The organism is Exiguobacterium sp. ZOR0005 (assembly GCF_000798975.1).
In the GTDB taxonomy this organism is placed as follows: Bacteria; Bacillota; Bacilli; order Exiguobacteriales; family Exiguobacteriaceae; genus Exiguobacterium; species Exiguobacterium aurantiacum.
Genome location: NZ_JTLB01000015.1, coordinates 41998 through 66391 on the forward strand (window position 1 = coordinate 41998; position 24394 = coordinate 66391).

Genomic DNA, 24394 nt, shown 5'->3' on the forward strand with positions numbered 1-24394 from the left:
CTTTCTTATGCCAACGATCCTCGTGACGGGTGGTGCCGGCTACATCGGCACGCACACCGTCCTCCAATTGCTTGAAGATGACTATGACGTCATCGTCCTCGACAACTTATCGAACAGCCGCCGTGAGGCGCTCGACCGGGTCGAGGCGCTCACCGGGAAGACCGTCGAGTTTTACCTCGGCGACATCCTCGACCGCGAGTTGCTCGAACAGATTTTCTTGAAACATACGATCGACGCCGTCATCCATTTCGCTGGCCTAAAAGCCGTCGGCGAGTCGGTCAATGAGCCGCTCCGATATTATGAGAACAACGTCGTCGGTACGACCGTCCTCCTCGACGTGATGGACGCGTTCGACGTGAAACAAATCGTCTTCTCTTCGTCGGCGACCGTCTACGGTATGCCGGAACGGACACCGATCGACGAGACGTTCCCGCTCAGCGCGACGAACCCGTACGGGCGCACGAAGTTGATGATCGAGGAGATCATGCGCGACTTGGCCGTGGCCGACGACGCGTGGAGCATCGCCCTCCTCCGCTACTTCAACCCGATTGGTGCCCATGAGTCGGGCCAGATCGGCGAGGACCCGTTCGACGTCCCGAACAACCTCATGCCGTACATCACCCAAGTCGCCGTCGGCCGCCTCGAGCAACTGAGCGTGTTCGGTGACGACTACGACACACCGGACGGCACGGGTGTCCGCGACTACATCCACGTCGTCGACCTCGCCGCCGGCCATTTGAAGGCGCTCGACTACGTGATGGAACATACCGGCGCCGAGGCGTTCAACCTCGGGACTGGGACGGGCTACAGCGTCCTCGACCTCGTCAAAGCGTTCGAGGCCGAGAGTGGCAAAGCGATCCCGTACACGGTGACGCCGCGCCGCCCGGGTGATATCGCGAGTTGCTTCGCCGACCCGTCGAAATCGAAACGAGTGCTCGGCTGGGAAGCGACCCATGACGTCCGCGCCATGTGCCGCGACGCCTGGAACTGGCAATCGAACAACCCAGAAGGATATCGGGGATAATTAAATAAGAATCAACCCATTGTAAGCTTTCAGACAACAAAAGAGATGAACCTCTCCGCTTCAGAGGTTCATCTCTTTTTCCGTTATTCTTTATTCAAATTGACCTTCTAACATACATGATGTTACGTGCTGATCATAGCATCTCTCACATAAATCCTCGTAACTACATTGAGGATTTGGACATGGGCGTGTATCGTCCGGGTCCATATTTCTACCACAAATCTCACATTCAATCATGTATTCACTCTCCTCGTTTACTTGAATCAACATATTATCGACATTTAGCTACTTTTACCATTTGAAATCAAACTTGAAAAAACCATTTGGATAGCTCTCCTCGTTACGGAAGTATCTTAATTTCTGACGGTTCTCCTGTTTGGACTGCTTTCCCCGGCGTCACGAGCACCCCGAAGTCGAGGACGACGACGAGGATGGCGATGCCGGCGAGGGGCCAGGCGGCCTCGAGCGGGAACTCGCCGACGATGAAGCCGAACGAGACGAAGGCGGCGAACGTCAAATAGTAGCCTTTCCGCCAGAGTGTCCGGTAGCTGTTGGCCACGTCCCGATCCCACATGTAGAAGGCGACGTAACTGACAAGGGCGATGAAGAGCGTGGCGAACATCCAGTACACGAACGATTGCAACGTCAATTGAAACAAGTACAGAAATAGCGATTGATCCATCGAAATTCCGCCTTTCGGTGTTTGGTCTAGGTTGACATGGAACTTCCTTCTATTCCATTTTCTACCTAAAGTACCAATGCGTCAATACACCTAGACGAAATTCCTATTATTTAGGCCGTAAGTCCTATACTTGCCGAACCCAGACGTAGCCGTACGGCGCGAGTTCGATTTCGTCGACCGGTTCCCCGGTGAACAAGTTGACGCCGGACTGATTGACTCGGACCGTCTCGTCCGACACGTTCGTGTGCATGACGAGCGTCTCGCCCCCTCCCGTCCGCTCGACCGTGAACAGACGTTTATCGACCGATTTGAACGTTTGCGACGCATACGGCGAGAAGGCTGGATGCGTCCGGCGCACGTTCAACTGCCCGAGTACGCCTGAGAAGACGTTCAACCGGTAAGGGTCCGTCTTCAGCTCTTGGACGAGCGAGTCCCGGTCGACCGGTGTCGTGACGCCGAGGAGCGTCCGGTAGTCGACGGACGGGATGCCTTGGAACGACAACAGGATGCTATGGGCGGCGAGCAACATCTCCTCGCTCGGCTCGATCAAGTTCTTCTCGAACGGGTCGCGCTCTTGGATCGACAAGAAGTTGAAATACGTCTTGCCTTCCGGCGGCGCCTCAATCCGTTTCGCCCAATCGGTGAGCCGTCCCGCATCGCCTTGCGCGAACGCGAGGAGCGTGTGCGACGCGAGGTCGAAGTGACAGATGGCGTCGGCGACGTCGAAGTATGTTGACACATCCAAGTCCCCTTCATAGGCGAGGACGAGTTGTGCGTTCGGTTTATAGTGATGGAGCACCGTGTGCCAGAGGCTGAGCACGGTCCGAATCCGGTCTTCCGGCATGCCCCGGAACGACTGGACGTGGACGCGCAGCTTCGTCGCCCCTTGCGCGAGCCGCTCTAAAAATGAGTCGGTCTCTTTCAACAAGTCGAACTGGGACTCGTTGTACACGTCCGGTGTCACGTCATACATGAGGTCGAACTCGTGTTTGACATGGCCGAGGTCCTCGGCGAGCCGGATGCGCGGGTCGACCCGGGTATCGGTCGGTGTCGCCGCATACGGGAACAGCGAGACGAGGTACAAGTCGCTCACCGTCGCCTGGACGTGTTCTTTCAACAGCTCACGGAGCGCGTCGAGGTCCGGTGTGCCGTCCGTCGTGACGGCGTTCGCGTCGATCATGAGGACGCTCGTCTTTTCATTTGGCGGCGTGGCGTCGTGCCATAGATGCCCGTCCCACTTCTCGAACAGGCGGCGCCATTCTGCTTCCGTATGGTCGTCGACGAGCTTGCCGACGAGTGGTGCTAACGTTTCCCAAATCATACGTTTCCCTCCTCCATTATCCTCTTATCCTTGTCCCACTGTTCACCCGTTTTCAAACAAAAAAAGCCGCCACGCGGGCGACTTCATTCCATGAGACGTTTCAATTCGGTTTGGACGCCCTCGAGCGAGGCCGGGTCCGGGTTCCAGTAGTAGACGCCGTCCGACTCGATGCCGCCGGATCCTTCGAGGCGGAGCGTCGAGGCGTTGCGGAACGCCTTCATATAGTCCGTCGACAACGTCACGAGCTCGTTGAACTCGAGGTTCGTCTTGGCGCGGCGCCCGGCGACGTCGAGCAGTTTCGTCACTTTGTCGACCGAGAAATCGGAGCGCCCTTTCTCGACGATGGCCGAGACGACGGCACGTTGCCGCTCCTGGCGGCCGAAGTCGCCGTTCGGGTCGTCGTAACGCATGCGCGCGTACGACAGTGCCGCCTCGCCGTCCAAGTTCACCTCGCCGACCGGGAAGTTGTAGCCGTCCGTCGCGAAGGCGAAGTTGTTCGTAACGGTGATGCCGCCGAGCGTGTCGACGACGTCGGTGAACGCGTCCATGTCCGTCTCGACGACGTAGTCGATCGGGATGTCGAGGAGCGCCTCGACCGAGTCCATCGCCATCTCGGCACCGCCGAACGCGTAGGCGTGGTTGATCTTGTCACGGATGCCGCGACCGATGATCTCCGTCTTCGTGTCGCGCGGAATCGACAGCATCGCCCCTTCGTTCGTGTCCGGGTTGAGCGTCATGACGATCATCGAGTCACTCCGTCCCTGCTCGTTGCCGCGGCGGTCGACGCCGAGGAGGAGCACTGACACGGACCGCTTCTCGTTGATCGTCTCGACTTGTTTCCGTTCCTCGCTGATTTCTAAGTTGTCGTTCACTTTCGTCACCGTCTCGTTGACGTCTCGGTACATCGACCAGACGAACAGACCGCCGGCGACGAGGAAGACGGTCATGACGCCTAGTGTGACGAATACCCATTTCTTCCATGATGATTTTTTGCGATGTCTCGCCATCGGACCACCTGCTTTCCTCACGTATATAATGTATGAATTCCCGCTCTCCGTGTTTGATTATAGCATGTTGCCAAAAAATGCTAACGATATCTTTTAAATTTTCATGGATAATGCGTCCGTCTCGGCGTCCGGCGCATATAGTGCGGCCAGGCGGCGTTAATCTCGGCGCCGAGCAGCATCGTCGCCGCCGTCAAGTAGAGCCAAATCTGCAGTAAGATGACGAGGCCGATCGTCCCGTACGTCTCGCCGAACATCGTGAAGCGCTCGACGTAGACGCTGTATCCCGTCGACAAGAGCTGCCACGAGATGACGGCGAAGACGGCGCCGGGGAGCGCGTCCTTCAGTCGCACGCGCTGTTGCGGCGCGATCATATAGAACGCCGAGAAGGCGAGGATGAGGATGACGGTCGAGACGGTGTAACGCGAGAGCGTCGCGAGCCGGGAGAACTCCTCGACGGCGGGCGCGGTCCGATACAACAACTCAAGGAACTCTTGGCTGAAGATGTGGAAGACGACGAGGATGACCGCCCCGACGCTCCAAGCGAGCAACGTGATGAGGCCGATGAACCGGCGGCGCATGTAGCCGCGCACCTCGGTCTCCCCGTAGGCGAACACGGTTAATTTCACGAGCCGGGCCGTGCCATTCGTCGCCGACCAGATGACGATGAGCGCCCCGAACGAGATGAGGCCGACGTTGATGTTGCCGCTGACGTCGTAGACGATGGAGAATAAGTCGCGTACCGTCTCCCCCGGGACGAGCGTCTCGATCTGTTCGATGAGCATCGTGTCGTCGATGCGGAAGATCGCCGTGAAGGCGAAGACGAGGAAGAACGTCGGGAAGATGGCGAGAAACCAGAAGAAAGCGAGCGTCGCGCTATAGTCGTTGATATGGTGGTCGCGGAACCGATGGCGGACGTCGATGATGAGCCGTAGCAAGTCTGACAACGAAGTCACCTCGTTTTTGATTTTATTATCGCACAAAATAAGCGCCCCATCCGTAAGGAATGAGGCGCTCGTGTCATTGTTCCATCAGTTCGGACAAATACCCTTGTATATCCGCCAACGAGGCGGCGTCCGGGTTCCAGTAATAGATGCCGTCGCCGGCCTTGCCGCCCGTCCCTTCAAGACGGAGGACGTCCTGGTTCTTGAAGGCGTCCATGTAGTCGGTCGAGAGCGTGCGAATCTCTTTGAACGTCATGTTCGTCTTGGCGTTGTTGCCGAGAACATCGAGCATGTTGTTGAACTTCGCGATCGAGAAGTCGTCTTTCCCTTTATTGACGAGCGCCGTGATGACGTCACGCTGACGTTCCTGGCGTCCGAAGTCGCCGCTCGGGTCATCATAGCGCATGCGCGTATAGGCGAGCGCCTCCGGTCCCTTCAACGTGATCGTTCCCGGCTCGAACGCGTAGTCGCCCGACGTGAAGGCGAACTTGTTCGTCACGGTGACGCCCCCGAGGAGGTCGACCGTGTCTTGGAAGCCTTTCATGTCGACTTCGGCGACGTAGTCGATCGGGATGCCGAGCATGTTCTCGATCGTCTCGAGCGCCATCTCGGCCCCGCCGAACGCGTAGGCGTGGTTGACCTTGTCCTCGACGCCTTTGCCGACGATCTCCGTCTTCGTGTCCCGCGGGATCGACAGCATCGCGCTCTTGTCTTGGTTCGGGTTGAGCGTCATGACGACGATCGAATCGCTGCGTCCTTGTTCGTCGGCGCGGCGGTCGACCCCGAGCAACAACACCGATACCGGTTTCTTCTCGGAAATCGTCTGCACGTTCATCCGCTCTTCGCTGAGACCCGACGACTCGTTCAAGCGGTCGACGGTCGAGTCGACTTGATTGTATAGGTAAAACGCCACCCCGACCCCGATGAGCAGGAACAGCCCGATAATGATACCGGCGATCGACGCGATGCGTTTGGCCGGGGAATGTTTTCTACGACGTTTCTTGACTCTTTTTTTCTTTTGCTCTTCCATGACGTGGCACCTTTCTGAAAACCCGTTAATGATTTGACATAAGTATGATTTTATCATGCAAACTATTCCGACATTTTTATTATTTTGTAAAATAGGTAAATGGTTGTCGGTTGTTGTCGAACGTTCTGTTCTTTTTTATGTATCGGTCAGTTCCAAGAAACGTTTAACGTCCCGCTCGTTAGCTTACCACTGTTTTAAAAAGGTGAAACCGTTCTCATTTTTTCAACCTACCTCGAAAGTCACGTTGTTTCTATAGGACCACTATGGATTCACTTCGGATTTGCCATCGATTGCTCACTTTTTTAGGACTGTTTACTCATGTTTCAAGGACAATATGAGACAAATGGATTATTTTTTGTAATAATTGTATTAGTTGATACGAAATTGTAATTAAAAACCAAATGATGATCAAGGAGCCATGGAAATGCGTTTTATCGTGACGTGTTATTTGAGAGAAGGAAAGACGGTAACGTTTTACGCGTATGGGAGTTCACAGTTCGACGTCGAACGGACGTTCAAGGAGACGCTCCTCGCCGCGAGCCCGTTGAACGACTTCGTCGAGTTGAGCGAGGGTTGGAACATCCCGGTCGGATCGATTCTCGCCTATCGGGTCGATGAAGTGAAACCAGCTCTTTTGAAGCAAACCGATTTCGGGTAACCCTATTAAGGAACATATTCATGAAGGGGTGACGATATGGAAATCGGAATGATCGGTTTAGGCAAGATGGGGTTGAACCTCGCGCTCAACTTGACGGATGCGGGCCACCGCGTCCTCGGCTACGACCCGGGCAACGTCTCGACGAGCCAGTTCGAGACGAAAAATTCGCTCGAGGAAGTCGTGGAAAGCTTGAAAGCACCGCGCGTCGTCTGGGTGATGGTGCCGGCCGGCGAGGTGACGGAGCACGTGTTAGAAGACTTGCATCGGCTGTTGTCGCCGGGGGACATCGTCATCGACGGCGGCAACTCGAACTATAAACAGTCGATGGCACGCGCCGAGCACTTCAAGGACAAGCTCATCTACTTCTTCGACGTCGGGACGAGTGGCGGCATGGAAGGCGCACGGCACGGGGCGTGCACGATGATCGGCGGGGACATGGAGGCGTTCGGCAAGATCGAGGCGCTCTTCTCTGACGTATCGACGGACAACGGCTACTTATACGCCGGCCCTAGCGGCAGCGGGCATTTCTTGAAGATGGTCCATAACGGCATCGAGTACGGCATGATGCAGGCGATCGCCGAAGGGTTCGAGATTCTCGAGAAGAGCCCGTTCGACTACGACCACGAGCAAGTCGCCCGTGTCTGGAACCACGGCTCGGTCGTCCGCTCGTGGCTCATGGAGCTCACCGAGAGCGCGTTCCATAAAGACGCGAAGCTCGACGAGATCAAAGGCGTCATGCATTCGTCCGGGGAAGGCAAATGGACGGTCGAGACGGCGCTCGAGTACGGCGTGCCGGCCCCGGTCATCGCCATGTCGCTCATGATGCGGCAACGTTCGCTCGATGAGGACACGTTCTCCGGTAAAGTCGTCGCCGCGCTCCGGAATGAGTTCGGCGGACATGCGGTCGAGAAAAAATAACATCCTTCTTACGCAAAAAAAAGATCGATGATTTAACCCGACTACACCCTCGTCCCTCCTGTGAGGGACGGATTTTTTTGGAAAAGAAATTAATATTCACTTTCCCCTTTTTTATCAATCAAGCGTGTTTGTCATCGACCCGATCGAGCTATTTTTCGCTTGCAGATGCCAACTGTGACATTTATCCGCATTGGGTAATACTTGATTTTCGTTTGTATATATAGGAAAAACAGGTTTTCACCTAACTAAATATTATTTTATTTGTCAAATTATCGAGGGCCATAGTAGCGTATGATTAAATTGTTCTATAAATGCGATTACTCTGGAGGAAATCTTATGAACCCATTAACCGAGTCAAGCACGAATCGCTCCGAAGCACTACAAGAAGCAATCGAACAGTTCGCGTATTTCACACGAGGAGGGGCAGCGTACGACGTAGAGAACCTGTTTGCGAACCTGTCCGAGCAAGCGACACGCCTCAGCGAGCAGTCTAACGTGTTCGACGTCCAAGTCGACCGTGAAACACAGCCGACGCTCAAGCTACATATCAAGGAAGAAGACTTCGTCATCGGAGGCATTCAAGCCGAGCTCGACAAAGAACAGAACACGATCTCTCTCGCGGTCTTCACGTGTGAGAAGGAAGTATTCGCAACGATCGCAAAAGATGTGTTCGGATTGGTGTTGTTCACACCGGTCACACAACCGAACGCATTCGGCCTCGATCCGCGCCGTGTCGGACCACGGTTCATGGAAGAGTTGACGCTCGTCTTGTTCAACGAGATCCATAAGTTCCGTGTCCCTGAGTAACGATTTGACCGTCCGTCCCTCCTGTTCGCAGGAGGGATGTTTTTAGTTGGCTGACACATTGAACGACCTCCCGCGGGCGAGCAGGAGGTCGTTCTTCATTTCATCTCATATAGCTCTTCCCCAAGCTTCACCCGTCCGTCCGGATACTTGTATAGCACGTGCGAAAGCGACAGCTCGGTCGGCGCCTTCAGCCCGGCCGCGGCCGTCATGTTGTACAGCCCTTCCCGGAGCGAGATGATGTAGTTCGTGACACGGAAGCTCTTCTCGTCGACGACGAGGGCGCGCTGGAGTTTCGGGTCGGTCGTCGCCACACCGACCGGACATCGGTTCGTGTGGCACACTTGCGCCTGGATGCAGCCGACGTTGAACATGAGCCCGCGGGCGATGTTGACGCAATCGGCACCGAGCGCGAGGGCGACGGCGATCTTATCGGCCGTGACGAGCTTGCCGGAAGCGAACAGTTTGACGCGATCCCGGAGACCGTGCTCGAGCAGGAGCCGGTGCACGAACGGGAGCGCGGCCTTCAAAGGGAGCCCGACCGTATCGGCGAGTTCTTGGTACGTCGCCCCGGTGCCGCCTTCGCCACCGTCGACGGTGATGAAGTCCGGGTGCTTATCCGCCTTGGCCATCGTTTCGATCAAGTGTTCGATATCATCGAGTTTCCCGACGACGAGCTTGATGCCGACCGGTTTCCCGCCGGCGTCCCGCAGCATGTCGATGAAGTCGAGCAGTTCCTCGTTCGTGTTGAACTCGGAGAAACGGTTCGGGCTGTCGATCGTCTCACCGACTTTGACGTTTCGAATCGCCGCGATCTCCGGCGTCACTTTCGCGCCGTCGATATGCCCGCCGCGCGTCTTCGCGCCTTGGGCGAGCTTCAACTCGAACGCCCGCACTTGTTTCAAGGCGGCCTTCTGCTTAAACGCCTCGAGCGAGAACGCCCCGTCCTCGGTGCGCACCCCGAAGAGCGCCGGACCGATTTGACAGATGAGGTCGACACCGCCTTTCAAGTGATGGTCCGACAGTCCGCCCTCGCCCGTGTTCATCCACGTCCCCCCGGCCCGGCCGAGCCCGATCGACAGCGCCGTGATCGCATGCTCGCCGAGCGAGCCGAAACTCATCGCCGACTGTCCGACGAGACCCCGGAGACGGAACGGGTGCCGGCACGTCGTCTCCCCGATGACGGGAGCGTCTTCTTCCGTCAACAAATACGGGGCGATTTCCCGCTCGACGAGATGCTCTTTGCGCGTGAACAAGTTATCCTCATCGACCTCGTAGAGCAACGTCGTCACACGGCTCGAGTTGTCGATGCGGAGCTCGTTCCGGTTCGTCGGATAGAGGACGTTCTGCAAGTAATAGCCGCCCGCCTCGAAGTCACGCTCGGAGCCGAAGCCGATGATGCGTGACTTGTATTTCCCGGAAATGACGGCCGCCTCGTAGTCGTTTCGCGAGAACGGCTTCGCCTCATTGTCGTTCAAGAACAGATACTGCCGGAGCTCCGGCCCGGCCTTCTCGAGGATGTAGCGCACTTTACCGAGGATCGGGAAGTTCCGCAGGACGGAATGTTCTTTCTGCATCCGGTCCTTGCGCCACATATAAAGGAGAAACAAGAACGGCGCGGAGATCATCGCGAGCATCAACACGAGTAACATCACGAGCATCATCGTATTCACGGACATCGGGTCGCCCTCCCTCATGGATTGTCCTTATCCGATACCACGGCCGAAAGCTCTCGAAACGAAAAAGACCGGCGAATGCCGGCCCGTTCACTTCTTCGTCAACTCGTTTGCCTTGTCGACTTTCTCTTTGTCGTGCTTCAGTTGCTTCTCGATATCGTACGCCATGTACATGTCGTTTTTGATCATGTAGTCGGCGATCTCGGCATGGTCCTCGATTGCCTGGTTCAACTGCTTGATGAGCACTTTCCGCACGTCCGGTGACGCCGTCTCGGTCACGGCGACCGCATACGCCCGGACGGCCGACTTGGCCGTGATCAGCAGGTCCGTCGCGATCAACTCATCCCGCTGCTTGCTCGGCCGTTTCAAGTTTTCAGTGATGCCCATTCATCTCTCCTCCTCACGCCTTGTTCGGCAACAGTTGCTTCAACTCACTGACCGCCTGCTCGGTGTTCTTCAAATGCTTTCTTGCGATCTTCTTCAGCTTGTCGTCTTTGATGAGCGGCTCGCTCACGTATCCTTTGACGAGCCCTGCTTGCTTCAACGTCAACATCTCGTGAATCTCCAACACTTCGTGAATGGCGAGCTTGTTTTTAGCCATCATTGTTCCTCCTTTTCGTTAACGCGCGACCGGCGCATCGGCCTTCTCCCGAGTATGTTTGAGCAACCATCCGTGGAACAAGAATTCGACGACCGCGGTCGCAAGCGCCGTGTAAAGCGCGAGCAAGACGAAGCTCGTCTCGGTGGCGATGTCGAAGTCCAAGATCCAAAGGAAGAACCACGTCAAGAAGAAGACGAGTCCGAAATCGGCCGCTGTCGCGACGAGGTTGCCAAACTTTCGCAACACGAGCAAATCCCCTAACCAATACGCGATGATGCCGACCATGAACGAAATCCAGGCGGCATGATACCACGGCACGCCGAACCCGAGCGTCAAAACGGCGATAAAGACGACGAGAAGCGCCCCATGCTTCAGCGTCAACGCCTTCATATGATTGACCGGCATGTTGATGTCCCCCTTTCCTGTGTTAACCATGTTTCCCGAACGCCCTCAGAAAAAACGAGAAAATTTTCCAACTGTATCGCAACATAGTGATAGACGGACTCTCTCCAACCTACAAAAGACCCTCATCCGCTTCGGACGAGGGTCTCGCTTCACGACTCATTTACAGCCGACGTTTCCTACAAACATTTACAGTTGTATGACAGTCAGTTCTTGGGCGGGAGCGACTTGACGGCCGGTCCCTCGATGACTTCGCCGTTCGGTTTGAAACGCGAGCCGTGGCACGGACAGTCCCATGAGCGTTCGGCGTTGTTCCAGTTGACCGTACAGCCCATGTGCGTACAATTCGAACCGACGAGCGACACGTTGCCGTCCGGGTCCCGGTAGGCGGCGACGTGCTCACCGTTACGGTTGACGATCGCGCCTTCATCGAAGCCGAGGTCGTCCACCGTCTTGTCCGCTCGCTTCACTTTCCCTTTGACGAACTCTTTGGCGACGTCGGCGTTCGTCTTCACGAAGCGGGCCGCATCCGACAGTTTCCACTTCGACCGGGTCGGGTCATACAAGTCCTCGTATCGGTTCGGCTGACTCGTGATGAGGTCGGCGATCAACCGCCCGGCGACGATGCCTTGGCTCATCCCCCATTTCGAGAAGCCGGTCGCGACGTAGACGTGCGGTGTATCGTTCGTCATCCGACCGATATACGGGACTTTGTCGAGCGTGATCATGTCTTGGGCCGACCAATGGTGCGTGAACTCGTCGACACCGAAGTGGCGCTCGGCGAACTCGCCGAGGTGCTCGTAACATTTCTTCGTCTCTTCCTTGTGACCCGACAGATGGTTCTCCCCGCCGAACATGGCGACCTTCTTGCCGTCGCGCTTAATGTGACGGAGGGAACGGCCGGGCGAGTCGACACTGATGAACATACCTTCCGGGAACTGATCGACCTCGGCCGCGACGACGTACGACCGCTCGATTTCCATCTTCGCGAAGTAGAGTCCTTTGAAATCGTTGAACGGGAAATGGGTCGCGACGACGACGTCTCTCGCCGACACGGTGTGGCCGGTGAGCGTCGACAAGACGTGCGGTGTCCCGTACTCGATCTTCGTGACGCGTGTCATCTCGTACAGCGTGCCCCCGAGCTCGAGGAACCGCTTCATGAGACCTTGTAAGTATTTGACCGGGTGGAACTGGAGCTGGTCGCGCATGACGGTCGCCTTCTTCACCTCATACGGCAACAAGCCGTTCACCTCGTCGGTCGCGTCGCCGCCGTCGATGCCGAGTTTCGCATACGCCTCGTCCTCTTTCTCGAGCAACTTCGCCGAACTAGATGACGCGTCGCTGTACATGTAGGCGTGCTGCCGCTCGAGGTCACAGTCGATCTGATGCTGTTCGACTTGGTCCGCTAAATAATGGAGCGCGTCCATGTTCGCCTCGTAGTAGAGCTTCGCCTTCTCCTCGCCGAGCGTCTTGATCAGCTCCGCGTAGACGAGGCCATGCTGGGCCGACACTTTCGCCGTCGTATACCCGGTCGCCCCGCTCCCGAATTCGGCCGCTTCGATCAAGACGACGTTCCTGCCCCGTTCGGCGAGCTCGAGCGCCGCCACGACACCGGCGATGCCGGCCCCGACGACGGCGACGTCCGTTTGGATATCCGCTTGGAGCGATGCCGTCTTTTCCCCGGCGACGTCACGCCAATACGACTTCGGAAAATCGTGTAACATAGAATCCCCTCCTTCAAATGTGAATGCATGGTTGAATTACCCTTCATTTGACGGAAGGAAACAAAAAGAGGCCTCGCGTCAGGCCTCCTTCTTCTCGGGGATCGTGATCGTATCGAACTGTTCCGCCCGGCAGAGCGTGATCGCCTGCATGGCGAGTTTGTAGTCGTCCTCGGTCAAGGCGAGCAGCTCGGTCGGGAGCACCCATTCCTTGTTGTTGTACAGATGGATGACGAGCTTGACGAGGGTGAGCGCTTCCTTGTCGAACGTGTTGTCATCGATAATCGTCCCCGTCCGGATCGCCCCTGTCTCCAAATCCATGTACGGCAGCAAGATGTCCCGTACGCTCTCGTTCCCTGAGATCAAGTAGAGCGCCGAGAAATACTCGCGGCTCACGTTCCCCGGGTCAGCCAGACGGTGCGCCAACTGCTTGAACGTCTCGTAATGGTCGGGCGTTAAAAATTCAATGTTATGCATGGCGAATTCCTCTCTCGTCTCTAGGCCGTGTGTCGTTCATCTGTATTAATTCCACCATTTGGAGTTAAGTAACCCATTTTCGCCGGAAAATCGTGGATCGGACACAAAAGATGATAGAAATACCCCGCCCTGTATATTCCAGTTTTATTCTAATTTTAGCGAAGCCGGTTTTCGGGAAGGATAGTGTCAAGAAGGTTCACAGCAAGTTCTTGGACTACATTACAGTTAGGAAGTGATTGGTGTGTACACCATTGGCGTCGATATCGGGACGACGAGCACGAAAGCCGTCCTGTTTTTCAATCACCAGCAACTCGCGGTACATAACGTGTTGTACCCGCTCCTCACCCCGGACACGGAGACGGCCGAACAAGACCCGGTCGTCATCTATGGGGCCGTCCTCGAGGCCGTCTCGGCCGTTCGCGCGCACGCCGACGGTCCCGTCCGCTTCGCGTCGTTCAGTTCGGCGATGCATAGCTTGATCGCCCTCGACGCGTCAGGACACCCGCTCACAAGGAGCATCACGTGGGCCGACAGCCGGGCGAACCCGTACACGCAAGAGATCAAACGCGAGTTCGACGCGAGCGCGCTCCATATGCGCACCGGCACGCCGGTCCACCCGATGGCGCCGCTGTCGAAGCTGCGTTGGTTAAAACATGAGCAGCCGGACGTGTTCTCGCGCGCCGACAAGTTCGTCTCGATCAAAGAGTACGTCTTCTACCGCCTCACCGGAAGCTACGTCGTCGACCACTCGATCGCCTCGGCGACGGGGCTGTTCAACTTGGAGATGCGCGACTGGGATCCGGAGGCGCTCATGATTGCCGGCGTCACGCCGCGACAGTTGTCCGCTCTCGTGCCGACGACCGAAATTTTAGCTCTTAAACCAGACATCGCCGGGACGCTCGGTTGGGACTTCCCGCTCGTCGTCGGGGCGAGCGACGGGGCACTGTCGAACCTCGGCGTCGGGGCGTTCAATCCGGGTGTCGTCGCCGTCACAATCGGAACGAGCGGCGCCATCCGCACGGTCGTCCGGGAACCGGTCCAGGACCCGAAAGGCCGCATCTTCTGTTACGCGTTGACCGACAAGCACTGGGTCATCGGCGGGCCGGTCAATAACGGCGGCATCATCCTCCGTTGGCTCCGCGACGAATTCGCAGCGAGCGAGGTCGAGACGGCGAAACGACTCGGTTTGGACGCCTATGACGTGTTGACACGGATTGCCGAGACGGTAAAACCGGGGTCGGACGGCCTGTTGTTCCACCCATACTTGATGGGTGAACGGGCACCGCTCTGGGACTCGAGCGCGCGCGGTTCGTTCTTCGGGTTGAGCATCCATCATAAGCGCGAGCACTTCATCCGTGCCGTGTTAGAAGGCGTCATCTTCAACTTGTATACGGTCATGCTGGCGCTCGACGAGTTGACGGGCGCGCCGAACCGGATTCACGCGACGGGTGGGTTCGCCCAGTCGAGCCTGTGGCGCCAGATGATGGCCGACATCTTCGACACGCCGGTCGTCGTCCCGGAGAGCCATGAGAGTTCGTGCTTAGGGGCGGTTATGCTCGGGGAGTATGCGTTCGGCGACATCGACGACTTCACGGCCGTGCCGCAAGTGACGCATGAGCACACGCCGAATATGGAGGCGACGACCGTCTACCGGGAGCTGTTGCCGATCTACATCCGGCTCTCCCGTCACTTTGAAGAAGAATATGAGGCGATTTCAGACTTTCAACGAAAGCATGTATAAGAAAAGACCAAGTTCATTGCGAACTTGGTCTTTCGTACGTCACCATGACGAACTGTCCGAACGCGCGTTGGCTCGTCAATTTCAACTTCGTCTCTTTCGTGCCTTCCGGGAAGAGCGGGATGCCTTCCCCTAATACGACCGGGGCGATGGCGATCTCATAACGGTCGATCAAGTCGTGCGCCATCGCTTCTTTGATGACCTCTCCTCCCCCGACAATCCAGATGTCGCCGTCGACGTGTTGCTTCAACCGTTCGATGAGCTGTTCGATCGGCTCGTCCGTGAACGTGACGTACTCGGCTTCCCGGTCCGGATGTCGCGTCAGAATATAGTTCGGGATGTCCTTGTACGGATAGCCGTCCGGCTCGAGCACGAGCACTTCCTCATACGTCTTTCGTCCCATGATGACGGCACCGACCGTCTTAAAGAAGTCGGCGTACCCGTTGTCCCCTTCCCCCTCGACTTCAAACAGCCAATCAAGTTGGTCGTTCATGCGGGCGATCTTTCCATCTAAACTCGTCGCGATATATAAAACGACGTTTGCCATGATGCGTTCCTCCTTCATTCGTGATATGTTCAGCTTACTTGAGAACCACGACAAAAATTGACGGGAATGAGTGAGATGAAAAAACGACATTTGCAGTTGATTCGGCTGTTGAATCGCGGGCGTCGGTTTACGGCGGACGAACTCGCCCATGAGACGGGTGCCTCGGTCCGCACGATTCAACGCGACATGCTGACGCTCGAAGACCTCGGCTATCCGATTTGGAGCGTCCCCGGCACGGGCGGGGGATACGAGATGTTGCCGAATCGGTTACTGCCCCCGCTCCAGCTCCGGGAGCAAGAAGCGGTCGCGCTGTACCTCACGCTCAAATGGATGGAACAGATTCCCGATGTGCCGTTCGGGAACATGCGAGACACTTTGTCCGACTGGTATGTGAACGAATTGCCGCACGACCTCGAGACGAAAATCGCTCGGCTCGAGAAGAACATCCTCTGGCTCGGGAATAAGACCGTCCCGTCGGCCCCGTTCACGAAAGACGTGTTTCAGGCGGTCGAACGAAGACAAAAAATCGAGCTGACGTACGCGACGACGAAAGGATCACGTACGTTCACGATCGCCCCGGTCGGCATGGCGCTCCTCGATTTGAAGTGGTATATGTATGGCCTCTCGGATTACGGGCTACGCCAATATCGGATTGACCGCATCGAATCAGTCCAGTTGCTTGAAGAGACGTTCGAGGCGGACGATTTGGCGACATTCCTCGAGGCGAGTGATAAACGAACCGGTGTGACCGTTCGGCTCGAGCTCACGCCGCTCGGCCGCCGTCTGCTTGAAGACGTATTACCCGATATTGGGGAACGGAATGAGTGGGACGTGCCGGAAGCCGAGTTGCCGTTCTTATCGCGGCATTTGCTCGCAGCCGGAGCGGAAGTCGAGGTCGTCGAGCCGATTGAACTACGGGAGATGATGCGGGAGCAGGCAAGCAAGTTGTGGGAGTTATACAAATGAAAATGGACTCATACCGGGATAGGTGTGAGTCCATTTTAGGTCGATTTTTGTTGAAGCTGACGAACTGACTCAAGGAGCCGTTCGGCATTTTTAGGGCTCTGTAGCAGATACATCGTCTCTATCAGTTGATTGTATTCTTGCTCGGGCATGATGACGGTATTGTGACCATTCTTTCGGACGATGGTAATCGTTTCACTATTTTCATGCACTCGATTAAGAATTTCTTTCAAGTTTTTCTGCGCTCTTTCAAAAGTGATTGTCGCCATGTTCCTCTCCCCCATTCGATGATTTATATCCATAATTATACCCAAATCAGTATAAGGCATACTTGAAACAGGAACTAACACTTTGCAGAGGATGAATCCTTCGGCTCATATGATTGAAAGTAATTTGAGCAAGGCATCGGCGTCATCACGTTGTCGTTTGCCATCGGTCTCATCGTCTCGACGCTCATCAACGTCATCCAATTTTGCCGTACCTCGTCCGTTTCGGATTAACCTACTTCATACAAAAAGCCTAACCGGACCTTGGTTAGGCTCTTTGTTCAATTCGCTTCATCCATCTCTTTATGCAGTTTCAGCAACTCATTCTTATACAAGTCTGAGCGTCCCCCGAAGATGGCCTGAATATTATTTTTCACTTTGACGACCCCGGCCGCACCGAGCGCCTTCAACTCGTCCTCATCGATTTGTGACACGTCTTTCAATTCGACGCGAAGCCGCGTGAAGCACGCGTCGATGTCGACGATGTTGTCCCGGCCGCCGAGCGCTTCTTGGATGGCGAGCGCCGTCGTCTGAATCGACGTTTTTCCTGCTTTCTTCTCATTGTAGTCTTTCCGAGTGAACAGTTTCGTCTCTTGCCCACCCCGGCCTGGCGTCGCCAAGTTCCACTTTTTAATCGCGAACGTGAAAATGCCGTAATAGACGATGAAGAAGCCTGCCCCGACGACGAGGTTCATCCACCAGCGTGGCGTCCCTGGCAACACGTTCACCAAGACGTAGTCAATCAATCCCGAACCTCCGGCCCAGCCGATATGCGCATCGAGCGCGTACATGAGGGCGAACGACACCCCTGTCAGAATGCTGTGGACGACGTAGAGGAGTGGCGCGATGAATAAGAACGTGAACTCGATCGGTTCCGTGATCCCGGTCAAAAACGCCGTCCCGGCCGCAGCGAGCAACAGACCACGGACGACCGGGCGCTTGTCCGGGTCTGCCTGACGGTACATGGCGAACGCCGCACCGAGAAGACCGAACATGACGATTGGGAATTTCCCGGCCATGAAACGACCGGCCGTGACGTCGACACCTTCGGCGATTTGGGCGAGGAAGATATATTGATCCCCGCTCACGATCGAGCCGCCGACTGTCGCCGTACCCCCGAGTGATGTCCACAAGAACGGGGCATACCAAATGTGATGCAGTCCGGTTGGAATCAACAGCCGTTCGAGCATCCCGTATAGCCCGACGTAGGCCGGATTCGTCGCGTCGCTCGCGATGACGTTCGCCATCGCCGTGAGACCGCTCTGAATCGGTGGCCAGACGAGCATCATGACGAACCCGAGCAAAATCGAGAAGAAGACCATGATGATGCCGACCGAGCGATCCCCGGCGAAGAAACCGAGCATCTCCGGTGGGTTGAACGTATGGAACTTCTTATACACCCAGACGGCGAGCAAGCCGACCGCGATTCCGCCGAGCACGCCCGTCTCAAGCGACGGGATACCGAGCAACATGCCGTACTCTCCGCTCTCGGCCGCCATCTCGGTCGTGATCCCGAGTGCGATCGAGATTGTCGTGTTCATAATGACGTAGCCGACGAGGGCGGCAAGCGCCGCAATCCCTGAACCGCCGGACAAACCGACCGCGACGCCGAGCGCGAAGATGATCGGCAAGTTGGCGAAGATGCTCAACCCGATCTGTAGCATCCCGGCACTAATCGCCTCGACCGTCCCATTTTGAAGAAACGTCCAACTCTCGGCGAGCGGACCGGTCAGCGCCGCCCCGAGACCGAGCAAAATCCCGGCCGCCGGCAAGAGCGCCACGGGCACCATGAGCGCCTTCCCGAACTTTTGAAATACACCGAACCATTGACTCATCTGATTCACTCCTTATGTGTAAGCGTTATCAATTCACAAAACGAACAAAGGGGAAGATTTCCCCTTCGTCTTTAGCGTGTGACCGTCTCCCGTTGTTTGAGGGCCGGCCAATAGTTCTCGTTCTCGTGGATCAAATCGTCAAGGATTTGACGGGCGACCGGCGCATCGACGACGGTCCGGTTGAGCGTGAGTGCTTGGAGCGCTTTCTCATAGCTGTTCTCGAAGTAGGCGTCGACGACAAGCTGTTCGTAAGCGAGTTGCCCTTCGATCATCCCTTTGTAGAAGCGCGGGATGTGCCCGACCGCGAACGGCTTCGGCCCACGGTTCGTCAGCATCGCCGGTACTTCGACCATCGCATCGTCCGGTAAGTTGGCGATGATGCCATCGTTCTTCACCATGACGATGAAGATGTCGCCGTTGTTGTAGGCGAGGGACGCCGCGACGCGAATCATGTAGCAGCCGTGGATGTCGACTTCAAGATGCGCGTTCTCGAGCGAGTCGTCGGCGATGATTTGATCGCACATCGAGAAGACGCGCTGTTGGCGCCCGTTGATGACTTGACGGGCCCGCGTGTTTTCCACGTCTTCCTTCTCCGCCATGTCCGACGGATACAAGTAGTACTGGAGGTACGTGTTCGGCAAGTATTCCGGGAAGTCGGTGAGCATCTTCTCGACTTGTTTGAACGTCTTGATCCAAGACGGGTCGTTGGCGATCTCTGAGTCTTCCGGGATGAACCCGTCCTCTAAGATGGCGCGCTTGATGTCTTCTGTCAGCTCGTTGCCTTCTTTGTCATAAATGCCTGTGAACCAACCGAAGTGGTTGAGCCCGAAGTACTCCGGCACGAGGTCCCAAATCTCTTTGCCGAGAATTTTCGCGTAACTGACCATGATCGCGGCCGGCATGTCACAGATGTTCAAAATCTTTTTATCGTTCGGGTAAGCACGCTTCAACGCCTCGGCGACGATGGCGGCCGGGTTCGTGTAGTTCAAAATCCACCCGTCCGGTGAACCTTGACGGATGTCGGCGACGAGATCGATCATATCCCCGATCGAGCGCATCCCGTACGACATCCCGCCCGGTCCACACGTCTCTTGTCCAACCACGCCGTGACGGAGCGGAATCTGCTCATCTTTTTCGCGCATTTCCAGGCCGCCTGTCCGAATTTGGACGAAGAAGAAATCTTTGTCGCGGAAGGCGTACTCTTTGTCCGTCGTATACTCGAACAGCTCAAGTTCCGGATAATGCTCACGCAAGATGACGTCAGTCGCTTTGGCGACGCGCTCTTGGCGGTCACCGTCCGTATCGTAAAACGTGATTGAACGTAGTGGAAAGTGAGCCTTCTCTTCGATCAAGCTCATGATCATACCGATTGTGTACGTGCTGCCGCCACCGACGACGACGAGGCGTTGTCCTTGTTTCATGTGTGCGTTCCCCTTTCGGATACATATCTCATTGATTACAATACAAATCTAATACATATTATCTTAATCGTCAACATTAATTTTGAAAACGTTTTATTTCGTGTATACTGAACGTATGAATCTAAGTCGTATCGGAGGGTCCACCATGAAGGCAAAGTCACCGCTTTATCAGCAAGTCGCGCAACGAATGCGTGCGTTCATCGAGTCCGGCACGTGGGCGCCCGGCGAGGCAATCCCGACCGAGGCACAGCTCGTCGAAGAGTTCGGCGTCAGCCGGGTCACCGTCCGTCAAGCGGTCAAACTGCTTCAAGAAGAAGGGCTGTTATGGAAACGCCAAGGGAGCGGCACGTACGTCCAGTCCGAGAAGATCGAGCACAATATGTATGAGCTGAAAAGTTTCACCGAAGATATGAGGCGTGAAGGGAAAGACGTGACGAACAAAGTGCTCACGTTCACCTTGCAGCCACCGAGTGAGAAAGTCCGGGAAGCGCTCGAGCTCGAGGAAGGTGACCTCGTCTTTTACGTGCGACGGCAACGGTTCGCCGACGGCGAGCCGCTCATCGTCGAGGACACGTACCTTCCGCTCAAACTCTTCCCCGACTTGACGTATGAAGTGATGACGCAGTCGAAGTACGCCTATATCGAAGACGTGAAAGGACTTAAAATCGCGGACAGCGTCCAAGAATTCATCCCGGTGCTGCCGGCAAAAGACATCGCCGAGATGCTCGGAGTGAGCGAACGGACGCCCGTGCTCAAAGTCCAGCTCTACTCGTTCCTCATGGACGGCAGCCGCTTCGAGTTCACCGAGACGTATTTCAAGAGCGAGGAATATCGTTTTATCATCCGTGCCGGACGGAGACGCTGAACGAGGCCAAAAACTAACCGCCATCGAACGATTCGATGGCGGTTTTTGATTGCCGATACCTCAATCGGGTAAAGGGTACCATATGTTTACATCGGCACCGTCCACCCCCTTCGTTCACTTGTAAGGAGGGCCAATATGATGAAAAAGAGTTTCCTGTTGCTCGTGTTAGCTTGTCTGTTGATCAGCCCATTGTCACAAGCCGCCGCATCGAGTCCGAAAGCGTACAACGACCGCAGTCTCATCTATTTGACGTTTGACGATGGCCCGCACCGTCAGACGGGCGCACTGCTCGACGTGTTGAAGAAGCACAAGGTCAAAGCCACCTTCTTCATCCTCGGCAACAATATCAAAGGCAACGAGAAAATGCTTCGTCGAATCGTCGCCGAAGGTCACCTCATCGCGCTTCATGGCATGACGCACGACCGGCACAAGTTTTACCGGACGCCGACGACGGCCGTGCGTGAGATGCAACAAGTACAGAAGCTCGTGCTCCAAGTGACCGGCGTCAAGACGAACATCGTCCGCACCCCGTATGGAAGCGACCCGTACATGACATCGGCGCATCGGCAAGCGATGACGAAGGCCGGCTTCCAAATGTGGGACTGGAACGTCGACAGTCTCGACTACCGCTACAAGAAAGACAATCGCCGCGTCCAAAACCAAGTGTTCGCCCGATTGAACGCGAACTACCGAGCGAATGTCGCCTCGATCATCTTGACGCACGACCACTCGATCACCCCGACCGCGCTCGACTATATCTTGCGCCACTCGAAAAAGCGCGGCTATGAGTTCCGGACGCTACACGGCATCAAGAATCCGCACAACTTCTTCAACAAATGGCGCTAACAAACAAAGCCTTGCCGATTGTCGGCAAGGCTTTGTTCATCACATTTCTAGTTCTGTGAACGCGAACGGGACGAGTTCGTCGAGCGTCACTTCTTTAATCTCGGCTTCGCCGTTCGTCATCAACACTTTGAAGTCCGGGTCGCCGAACTCGACGAGCACTTGGCGGCAGATACTGCATGGCGGCAAGAAGTCGACCGTGTCGCCTGACACCGCGACGGCTTCGAAGTCACCTTTTTTATATCCTTGCGCGATGGCCGTGTAAATCGCTGTGCGCTCGGCACAGTTCGTCGCACCGAACGACACGTTCTCGACGTTGACGCCGTTGATGACCGTTCCGTCCTTCATGAGAAGCGCCGCTCCGACACGGAAATTCGAATATGGGGAGTAGGCGTTCTCTTTCACTTGGCGGGCGCGCTCGACTAATTTTTGTTGGTTCATGGGATCATGGTCCTCTCTGACTCGAAATGAACTGATGCCAGTTCCCGTGCCTCTCTTTTTTGGGCAGGATTTTTAGCATACACCCCCCACGAATCAAAGTCAACGACTTTTTGATGGCGCTTTCACATAAAAAGAGTCACATCCGTAGACGTGACTCTCCGCTTACAACTCCCCATTTTTGTTCATCCGAATCAAGAGAAAAATCAAATACGGTGCCCCGACCATGCCGGTGATGACACCGACCGGATAGCGCGCCGTGAAGGCGAACTGGCCGATCAGGTCGGCGGCGAGCACCAAGACGACACCGACGAGCCCGGCCGGAATGATCGTCGAACGCCCGTCCCCGACGAGCCGCTTCGCGATCGGTCCCGCGAGAAAGGCGATGAAGGCGATCGGTCCGGTCGTCGCCGTCGCGAGCGCGAGCATGAGCACCGAGGCGATGATGAGGAGCACCCGCGTCTGGTTCGTCCGGACACCGAGCGACGTCGCCGTCATCTCCCCGAGCTCTAAAATTTGGAGTTGGCGGCTGAGCCAGATGACGACCGGCAGACAGAGCGCGACCGTGATCATGAGCGGCGGTAGCGTCTCCATCTTGGCACCGTTCAAGCTCCCGCTCAACCAGCGCATCGCCGTCCCGACGTCGTTTTGACGACTGATGAGGAGAAGATAGTTGATGACCGCCGTCAGCATCGCCTGGATGCCGATCCCGACCAAGACGAGGCGTCCGATCGAGAACGCGGCGCTCTTCGACAAGAAGTAGATGGCGAGTACCGTCAACAGTCCGCCGATGACCGAGATGATGGAAACGAACGTATCGCTCGCTTGTAGGACGACGATGCCGAACACAGCGGCCGCGCTCGAACCGGTCGTAATCCCGATGACGTTCGGGTTAGCGAGCGGGTTACGGAGCATCGTCTGGAACACGGTACCGGCGACGCCGAACGCGATTCCGGAGAACACGCCAGCGAGCATGCGCGGCAGGCGGATCGTGTTCACGGCGAACGACGCCCCTGGCACGTCGGCCCCGAGCAAGACGCGGACGACGTCCCCGACCGGATAAATCGTGTTGCCGAGCATGAGCATCAAGGCGCTCAAGGCGAGCGCGAGCAGGCTGAGAACGAGCGTCACGACGACGGTCCGCTGCCGACGCCGTCTACTGTTTTGAATCATCGGTTGAAATGGTTTTTGCATCATAAGTCACGCACCTTCACTTTCATCGTCAACGCGATCAAAATCGGCGCCCCGATAAAGGCGGTGACGATCCCGACCTCGAGTTCGCCCGGGCTACCGAGCAAGCGTCCCGTCACGTCGGCGAACGTGAGCAGAATCGCCCCGGCGAGCGCTGACATCGGGATGACGAACCGTTCGTCTGGCCCGATCGTCAAGCGGATCAAGTGCGGCGCGAGCAGTCCGATAAAACCGATCGGCCCCGCGAGCGCCGTCGCTGCCCCGCACAGAATCACGCCGGCGAACGAGGCGATCAGTTTGAGCGTGCCGATCCGGACGCCGAGCCCTTTGGCGAGCTCTTCCCCGAGGCCTAAAATGTTCAACGACGGGGCCGCGAGGATGGCGATGACGATCCCACTGATAAAGAACGGCAAGAACGTCATGATCGAATCCATGTTGCCGGCACCGACGCTCCCGACTTGCCAGAACCGGAACTGGTCCATGACGTTCGAGCGCGGGATCATGATCGCCATGACGAGCGACGACAAGGCCGCACTCGTCGCCGCCCCGGCGAGGACGAGCTTGAGCGGGGTCGCCCCACCCCGACCGAGCGACCCGATGCCGAACACGAACACGGCCGTCAGGAGCGCCCCGACGAGCGCGAACCAAATGTAGTCCGACGACGACGAGATATTGAAGAACGCGATCCCGACGACGACGAACAGCGCCGCCCCCGTATTCACCCCGAGGATGCTCGGGTCGGCGATCGGGTTTCTTGTGACCGACTGCATCAACGCGCCCGAGACGCCGAGCGCCGCCCCGCACATGAGACTAAAGATCGTCCGCACGACCCGCTGCCGGATGATGTCCGCTTCATACGACTGAACAGCCGGACGGAATAAACCGTCAAGCAGTTCATCCCATCCGACTGTCCGTGAGCCGAAAGCAAGTGAAGCGAGCATGCAGACGACGAGCAAGACGAGTGACCCCATCAAAATGAGAGGAAACCGTTTCGGCGTTTGCAACTTCTTCAGCGTATTCATTTA

At 56.5% G+C, this 24394-nt stretch carries 26 protein-coding genes; 8 read left to right on the top strand and 18 right to left on the bottom strand.

What is annotated here, in order from left to right; all coding sequences use genetic code 11:
* Positions 1 to 7: 7 nt before the first annotated feature.
* Positions 8 to 1024 carry a UDP-glucose 4-epimerase GalE gene (gene galE / locus L971_RS06730; protein ID WP_047375075.1) on the top strand — a complete coding sequence of 339 codons (1017 nt, stop codon included), beginning with the start codon at positions 8 to 10 and terminating at the stop codon, positions 1022 to 1024.
* Between the two features lie 340 nt (positions 1025 to 1364).
* On the opposite strand, the gene L971_RS06735 is transcribed toward galE, so the two are convergent.
* From L971_RS06735 to L971_RS06755, 5 genes are all read right to left on the bottom strand, one after another.
* Positions 1365 to 1706: a hypothetical protein gene (locus L971_RS06735; protein ID WP_047375076.1), complete on the bottom strand. Its 342-nt coding sequence runs from the start codon at positions 1704 to 1706 to the stop codon at positions 1365 to 1367.
* 124 nt (positions 1707 to 1830) lie between these two features.
* Positions 1831 to 3027, bottom strand: a complete 1197-nt coding sequence (locus L971_RS06740) for a DUF3459 domain-containing protein (protein WP_047375077.1) — start codon at positions 3025 to 3027, stop codon at positions 1831 to 1833.
* A gap of 83 nt (positions 3028 to 3110) precedes the next feature.
* Positions 3111 to 4034, bottom strand: a complete 924-nt coding sequence (locus L971_RS06745; RefSeq protein ID WP_047375080.1) for an LCP family protein — start codon at positions 4032 to 4034, stop codon at positions 3111 to 3113.
* A 101-nt stretch (positions 4035 to 4135) separates the two neighbouring features.
* On the bottom strand, positions 4136 to 4978 hold the full coding sequence (locus tag L971_RS06750; RefSeq protein ID WP_115336676.1) for a YihY/virulence factor BrkB family protein: 843 nt from the start codon (positions 4976 to 4978) through the stop codon (positions 4136 to 4138).
* A gap of 73 nt (positions 4979 to 5051) precedes the next feature.
* Positions 5052 to 6005 carry an LCP family protein gene (locus tag L971_RS06755; RefSeq protein ID WP_047375083.1) on the bottom strand — a complete coding sequence of 318 codons (954 nt, stop codon included), beginning with the start codon at positions 6003 to 6005 and terminating at the stop codon, positions 5052 to 5054.
* A 424-nt stretch (positions 6006 to 6429) separates the two neighbouring features.
* On the opposite strand from L971_RS06755, the gene L971_RS06760 reads away from it, so the two are divergent.
* The 3 genes from L971_RS06760 (at position 6430) to L971_RS06770 (ending at position 8388) form a co-directional block, all read left to right on the top strand.
* On the top strand, positions 6430 to 6663 hold the full coding sequence (locus tag L971_RS06760) for a hypothetical protein (protein WP_029334345.1): 234 nt from the start codon (positions 6430 to 6432) through the stop codon (positions 6661 to 6663).
* Positions 6664 to 6699: 36 nt separating this feature from the next.
* Positions 6700 to 7581 (top strand): phosphogluconate dehydrogenase (NAD(+)-dependent, decarboxylating), encoded by an 882-nt coding sequence (gnd, locus tag L971_RS06765; protein WP_047375085.1) that lies wholly within the window; start codon positions 6700 to 6702, stop codon positions 7579 to 7581.
* Positions 7582 to 7917: 336 nt separating this feature from the next.
* Positions 7918 to 8388, top strand: a complete 471-nt coding sequence (locus L971_RS06770) for a hypothetical protein (protein ID WP_047375087.1) — start codon at positions 7918 to 7920, stop codon at positions 8386 to 8388.
* 95 nt (positions 8389 to 8483) lie between these two features.
* Here L971_RS06770 and L971_RS06775 read toward each other — a convergent pair whose 3' ends face one another.
* The 6 genes from L971_RS06775 to L971_RS06800 all read right to left on the bottom strand — a co-directional run bounded on the left by L971_RS06775 (position 8484) and on the right by L971_RS06800 (position 13262).
* Complete coding sequence (locus L971_RS06775; RefSeq protein ID WP_047375089.1) at positions 8484 to 10064, bottom strand: FMN-binding glutamate synthase family protein; 1581 nt, start codon at positions 10062 to 10064, stop codon at positions 8484 to 8486.
* Positions 10065 to 10151: 87 nt separating this feature from the next.
* A complete protein-coding gene (locus tag L971_RS06780; RefSeq protein ID WP_029334339.1) occupies positions 10152 to 10448 on the bottom strand; it encodes a spore coat protein in 297 nt (98 codons plus the stop codon).
* A 13-nt stretch (positions 10449 to 10461) separates the two neighbouring features.
* Positions 10462 to 10662 (bottom strand): hypothetical protein, encoded by a 201-nt coding sequence (locus tag L971_RS06785; RefSeq protein WP_029334338.1) that lies wholly within the window; start codon positions 10660 to 10662, stop codon positions 10462 to 10464.
* An 18-nt stretch (positions 10663 to 10680) separates the two neighbouring features.
* Positions 10681 to 11067 carry a DUF2512 family protein gene (locus L971_RS06790; protein WP_024370761.1) on the bottom strand — a complete coding sequence of 129 codons (387 nt, stop codon included), beginning with the start codon at positions 11065 to 11067 and terminating at the stop codon, positions 10681 to 10683.
* Between the two features lie 203 nt (positions 11068 to 11270).
* Positions 11271 to 12788 (bottom strand): FAD-dependent oxidoreductase, encoded by a 1518-nt coding sequence (locus tag L971_RS06795; RefSeq protein WP_047375092.1) that lies wholly within the window; start codon positions 12786 to 12788, stop codon positions 11271 to 11273.
* Between the two features lie 78 nt (positions 12789 to 12866).
* Positions 12867 to 13262, bottom strand: coding sequence for a hypothetical protein (locus tag L971_RS06800; protein WP_029334335.1), 396 nt, complete (start codon positions 13260 to 13262; stop codon positions 12867 to 12869).
* 241 nt (positions 13263 to 13503) lie between these two features.
* Between L971_RS06800 and gntK the strand changes: the two genes are divergently transcribed.
* On the top strand, positions 13504 to 15003 hold the full coding sequence (gene gntK, locus L971_RS06805; protein ID WP_047375094.1) for a gluconokinase: 1500 nt from the start codon (positions 13504 to 13506) through the stop codon (positions 15001 to 15003).
* 13 nt (positions 15004 to 15016) lie between these two features.
* On the opposite strand, the gene L971_RS06810 is transcribed toward gntK, so the two are convergent.
* Positions 15017 to 15547, bottom strand: a complete 531-nt coding sequence (locus L971_RS06810) for a dihydrofolate reductase family protein (RefSeq protein WP_047375096.1) — start codon at positions 15545 to 15547, stop codon at positions 15017 to 15019.
* A gap of 75 nt (positions 15548 to 15622) precedes the next feature.
* On the opposite strand from L971_RS06810, the gene L971_RS06815 reads away from it, so the two are divergent.
* Positions 15623 to 16513: a YafY family protein gene (locus L971_RS06815; RefSeq protein ID WP_047375097.1), complete on the top strand. Its 891-nt coding sequence runs from the start codon at positions 15623 to 15625 to the stop codon at positions 16511 to 16513.
* Between the two features lie 35 nt (positions 16514 to 16548).
* Here the strand turns inward: L971_RS06815 and L971_RS06820 are convergent, their stop codons facing one another.
* The 3 genes from L971_RS06820 to L971_RS06830 all read right to left on the bottom strand — a co-directional run bounded on the left by L971_RS06820 (position 16549) and on the right by L971_RS06830 (position 20032).
* Entirely contained in the window at positions 16549 to 16779 is a 231-nt protein-coding gene (locus tag L971_RS06820) for a type II toxin-antitoxin system Phd/YefM family antitoxin (protein WP_029693699.1), read from the bottom strand.
* Between the two features lie 278 nt (positions 16780 to 17057).
* Positions 17058 to 18611 carry a PTS transporter subunit EIIC gene (locus tag L971_RS06825; RefSeq protein ID WP_047375100.1) on the bottom strand — a complete coding sequence of 518 codons (1554 nt, stop codon included), beginning with the start codon at positions 18609 to 18611 and terminating at the stop codon, positions 17058 to 17060.
* 71 nt (positions 18612 to 18682) lie between these two features.
* A complete protein-coding gene (locus tag L971_RS06830) occupies positions 18683 to 20032 on the bottom strand; it encodes a 6-phospho-alpha-glucosidase (protein ID WP_047375101.1) in 1350 nt (449 codons plus the stop codon).
* Between the two features lie 145 nt (positions 20033 to 20177).
* Between L971_RS06830 and L971_RS06835 the strand changes: the two genes are divergently transcribed.
* Both L971_RS06835 and L971_RS06840 read left to right on the top strand, forming a co-directional pair.
* Positions 20178 to 20897, top strand: a complete 720-nt coding sequence (locus L971_RS06835; RefSeq protein WP_024370774.1) for a GntR family transcriptional regulator — start codon at positions 20178 to 20180, stop codon at positions 20895 to 20897.
* A gap of 138 nt (positions 20898 to 21035) precedes the next feature.
* Positions 21036 to 21743 carry a polysaccharide deacetylase family protein gene (locus L971_RS06840; RefSeq protein WP_047375142.1) on the top strand — a complete coding sequence of 236 codons (708 nt, stop codon included), beginning with the start codon at positions 21036 to 21038 and terminating at the stop codon, positions 21741 to 21743.
* Positions 21744 to 21782: 39 nt separating this feature from the next.
* Here the strand turns inward: L971_RS06840 and L971_RS06845 are convergent, their stop codons facing one another.
* The 3 genes from L971_RS06845 to L971_RS06855 form a co-directional block, all read right to left on the bottom strand.
* Positions 21783 to 22217, bottom strand: coding sequence for a cytidine deaminase (locus L971_RS06845; RefSeq protein WP_369793353.1), 435 nt, complete (start codon positions 22215 to 22217; stop codon positions 21783 to 21785).
* 126 nt (positions 22218 to 22343) lie between these two features.
* A complete protein-coding gene (locus tag L971_RS06850) occupies positions 22344 to 23375 on the bottom strand; it encodes an iron chelate uptake ABC transporter family permease subunit (protein ID WP_047375103.1) in 1032 nt (343 codons plus the stop codon).
* A complete protein-coding gene (locus tag L971_RS06855) occupies positions 23372 to 24391 on the bottom strand; it encodes an iron ABC transporter permease (RefSeq protein ID WP_024370778.1) in 1020 nt (339 codons plus the stop codon). The genes L971_RS06850 and L971_RS06855 overlap by 4 nt, the downstream gene beginning before the upstream one ends.
* Positions 24392 to 24394 lie beyond the last annotated feature (3 nt).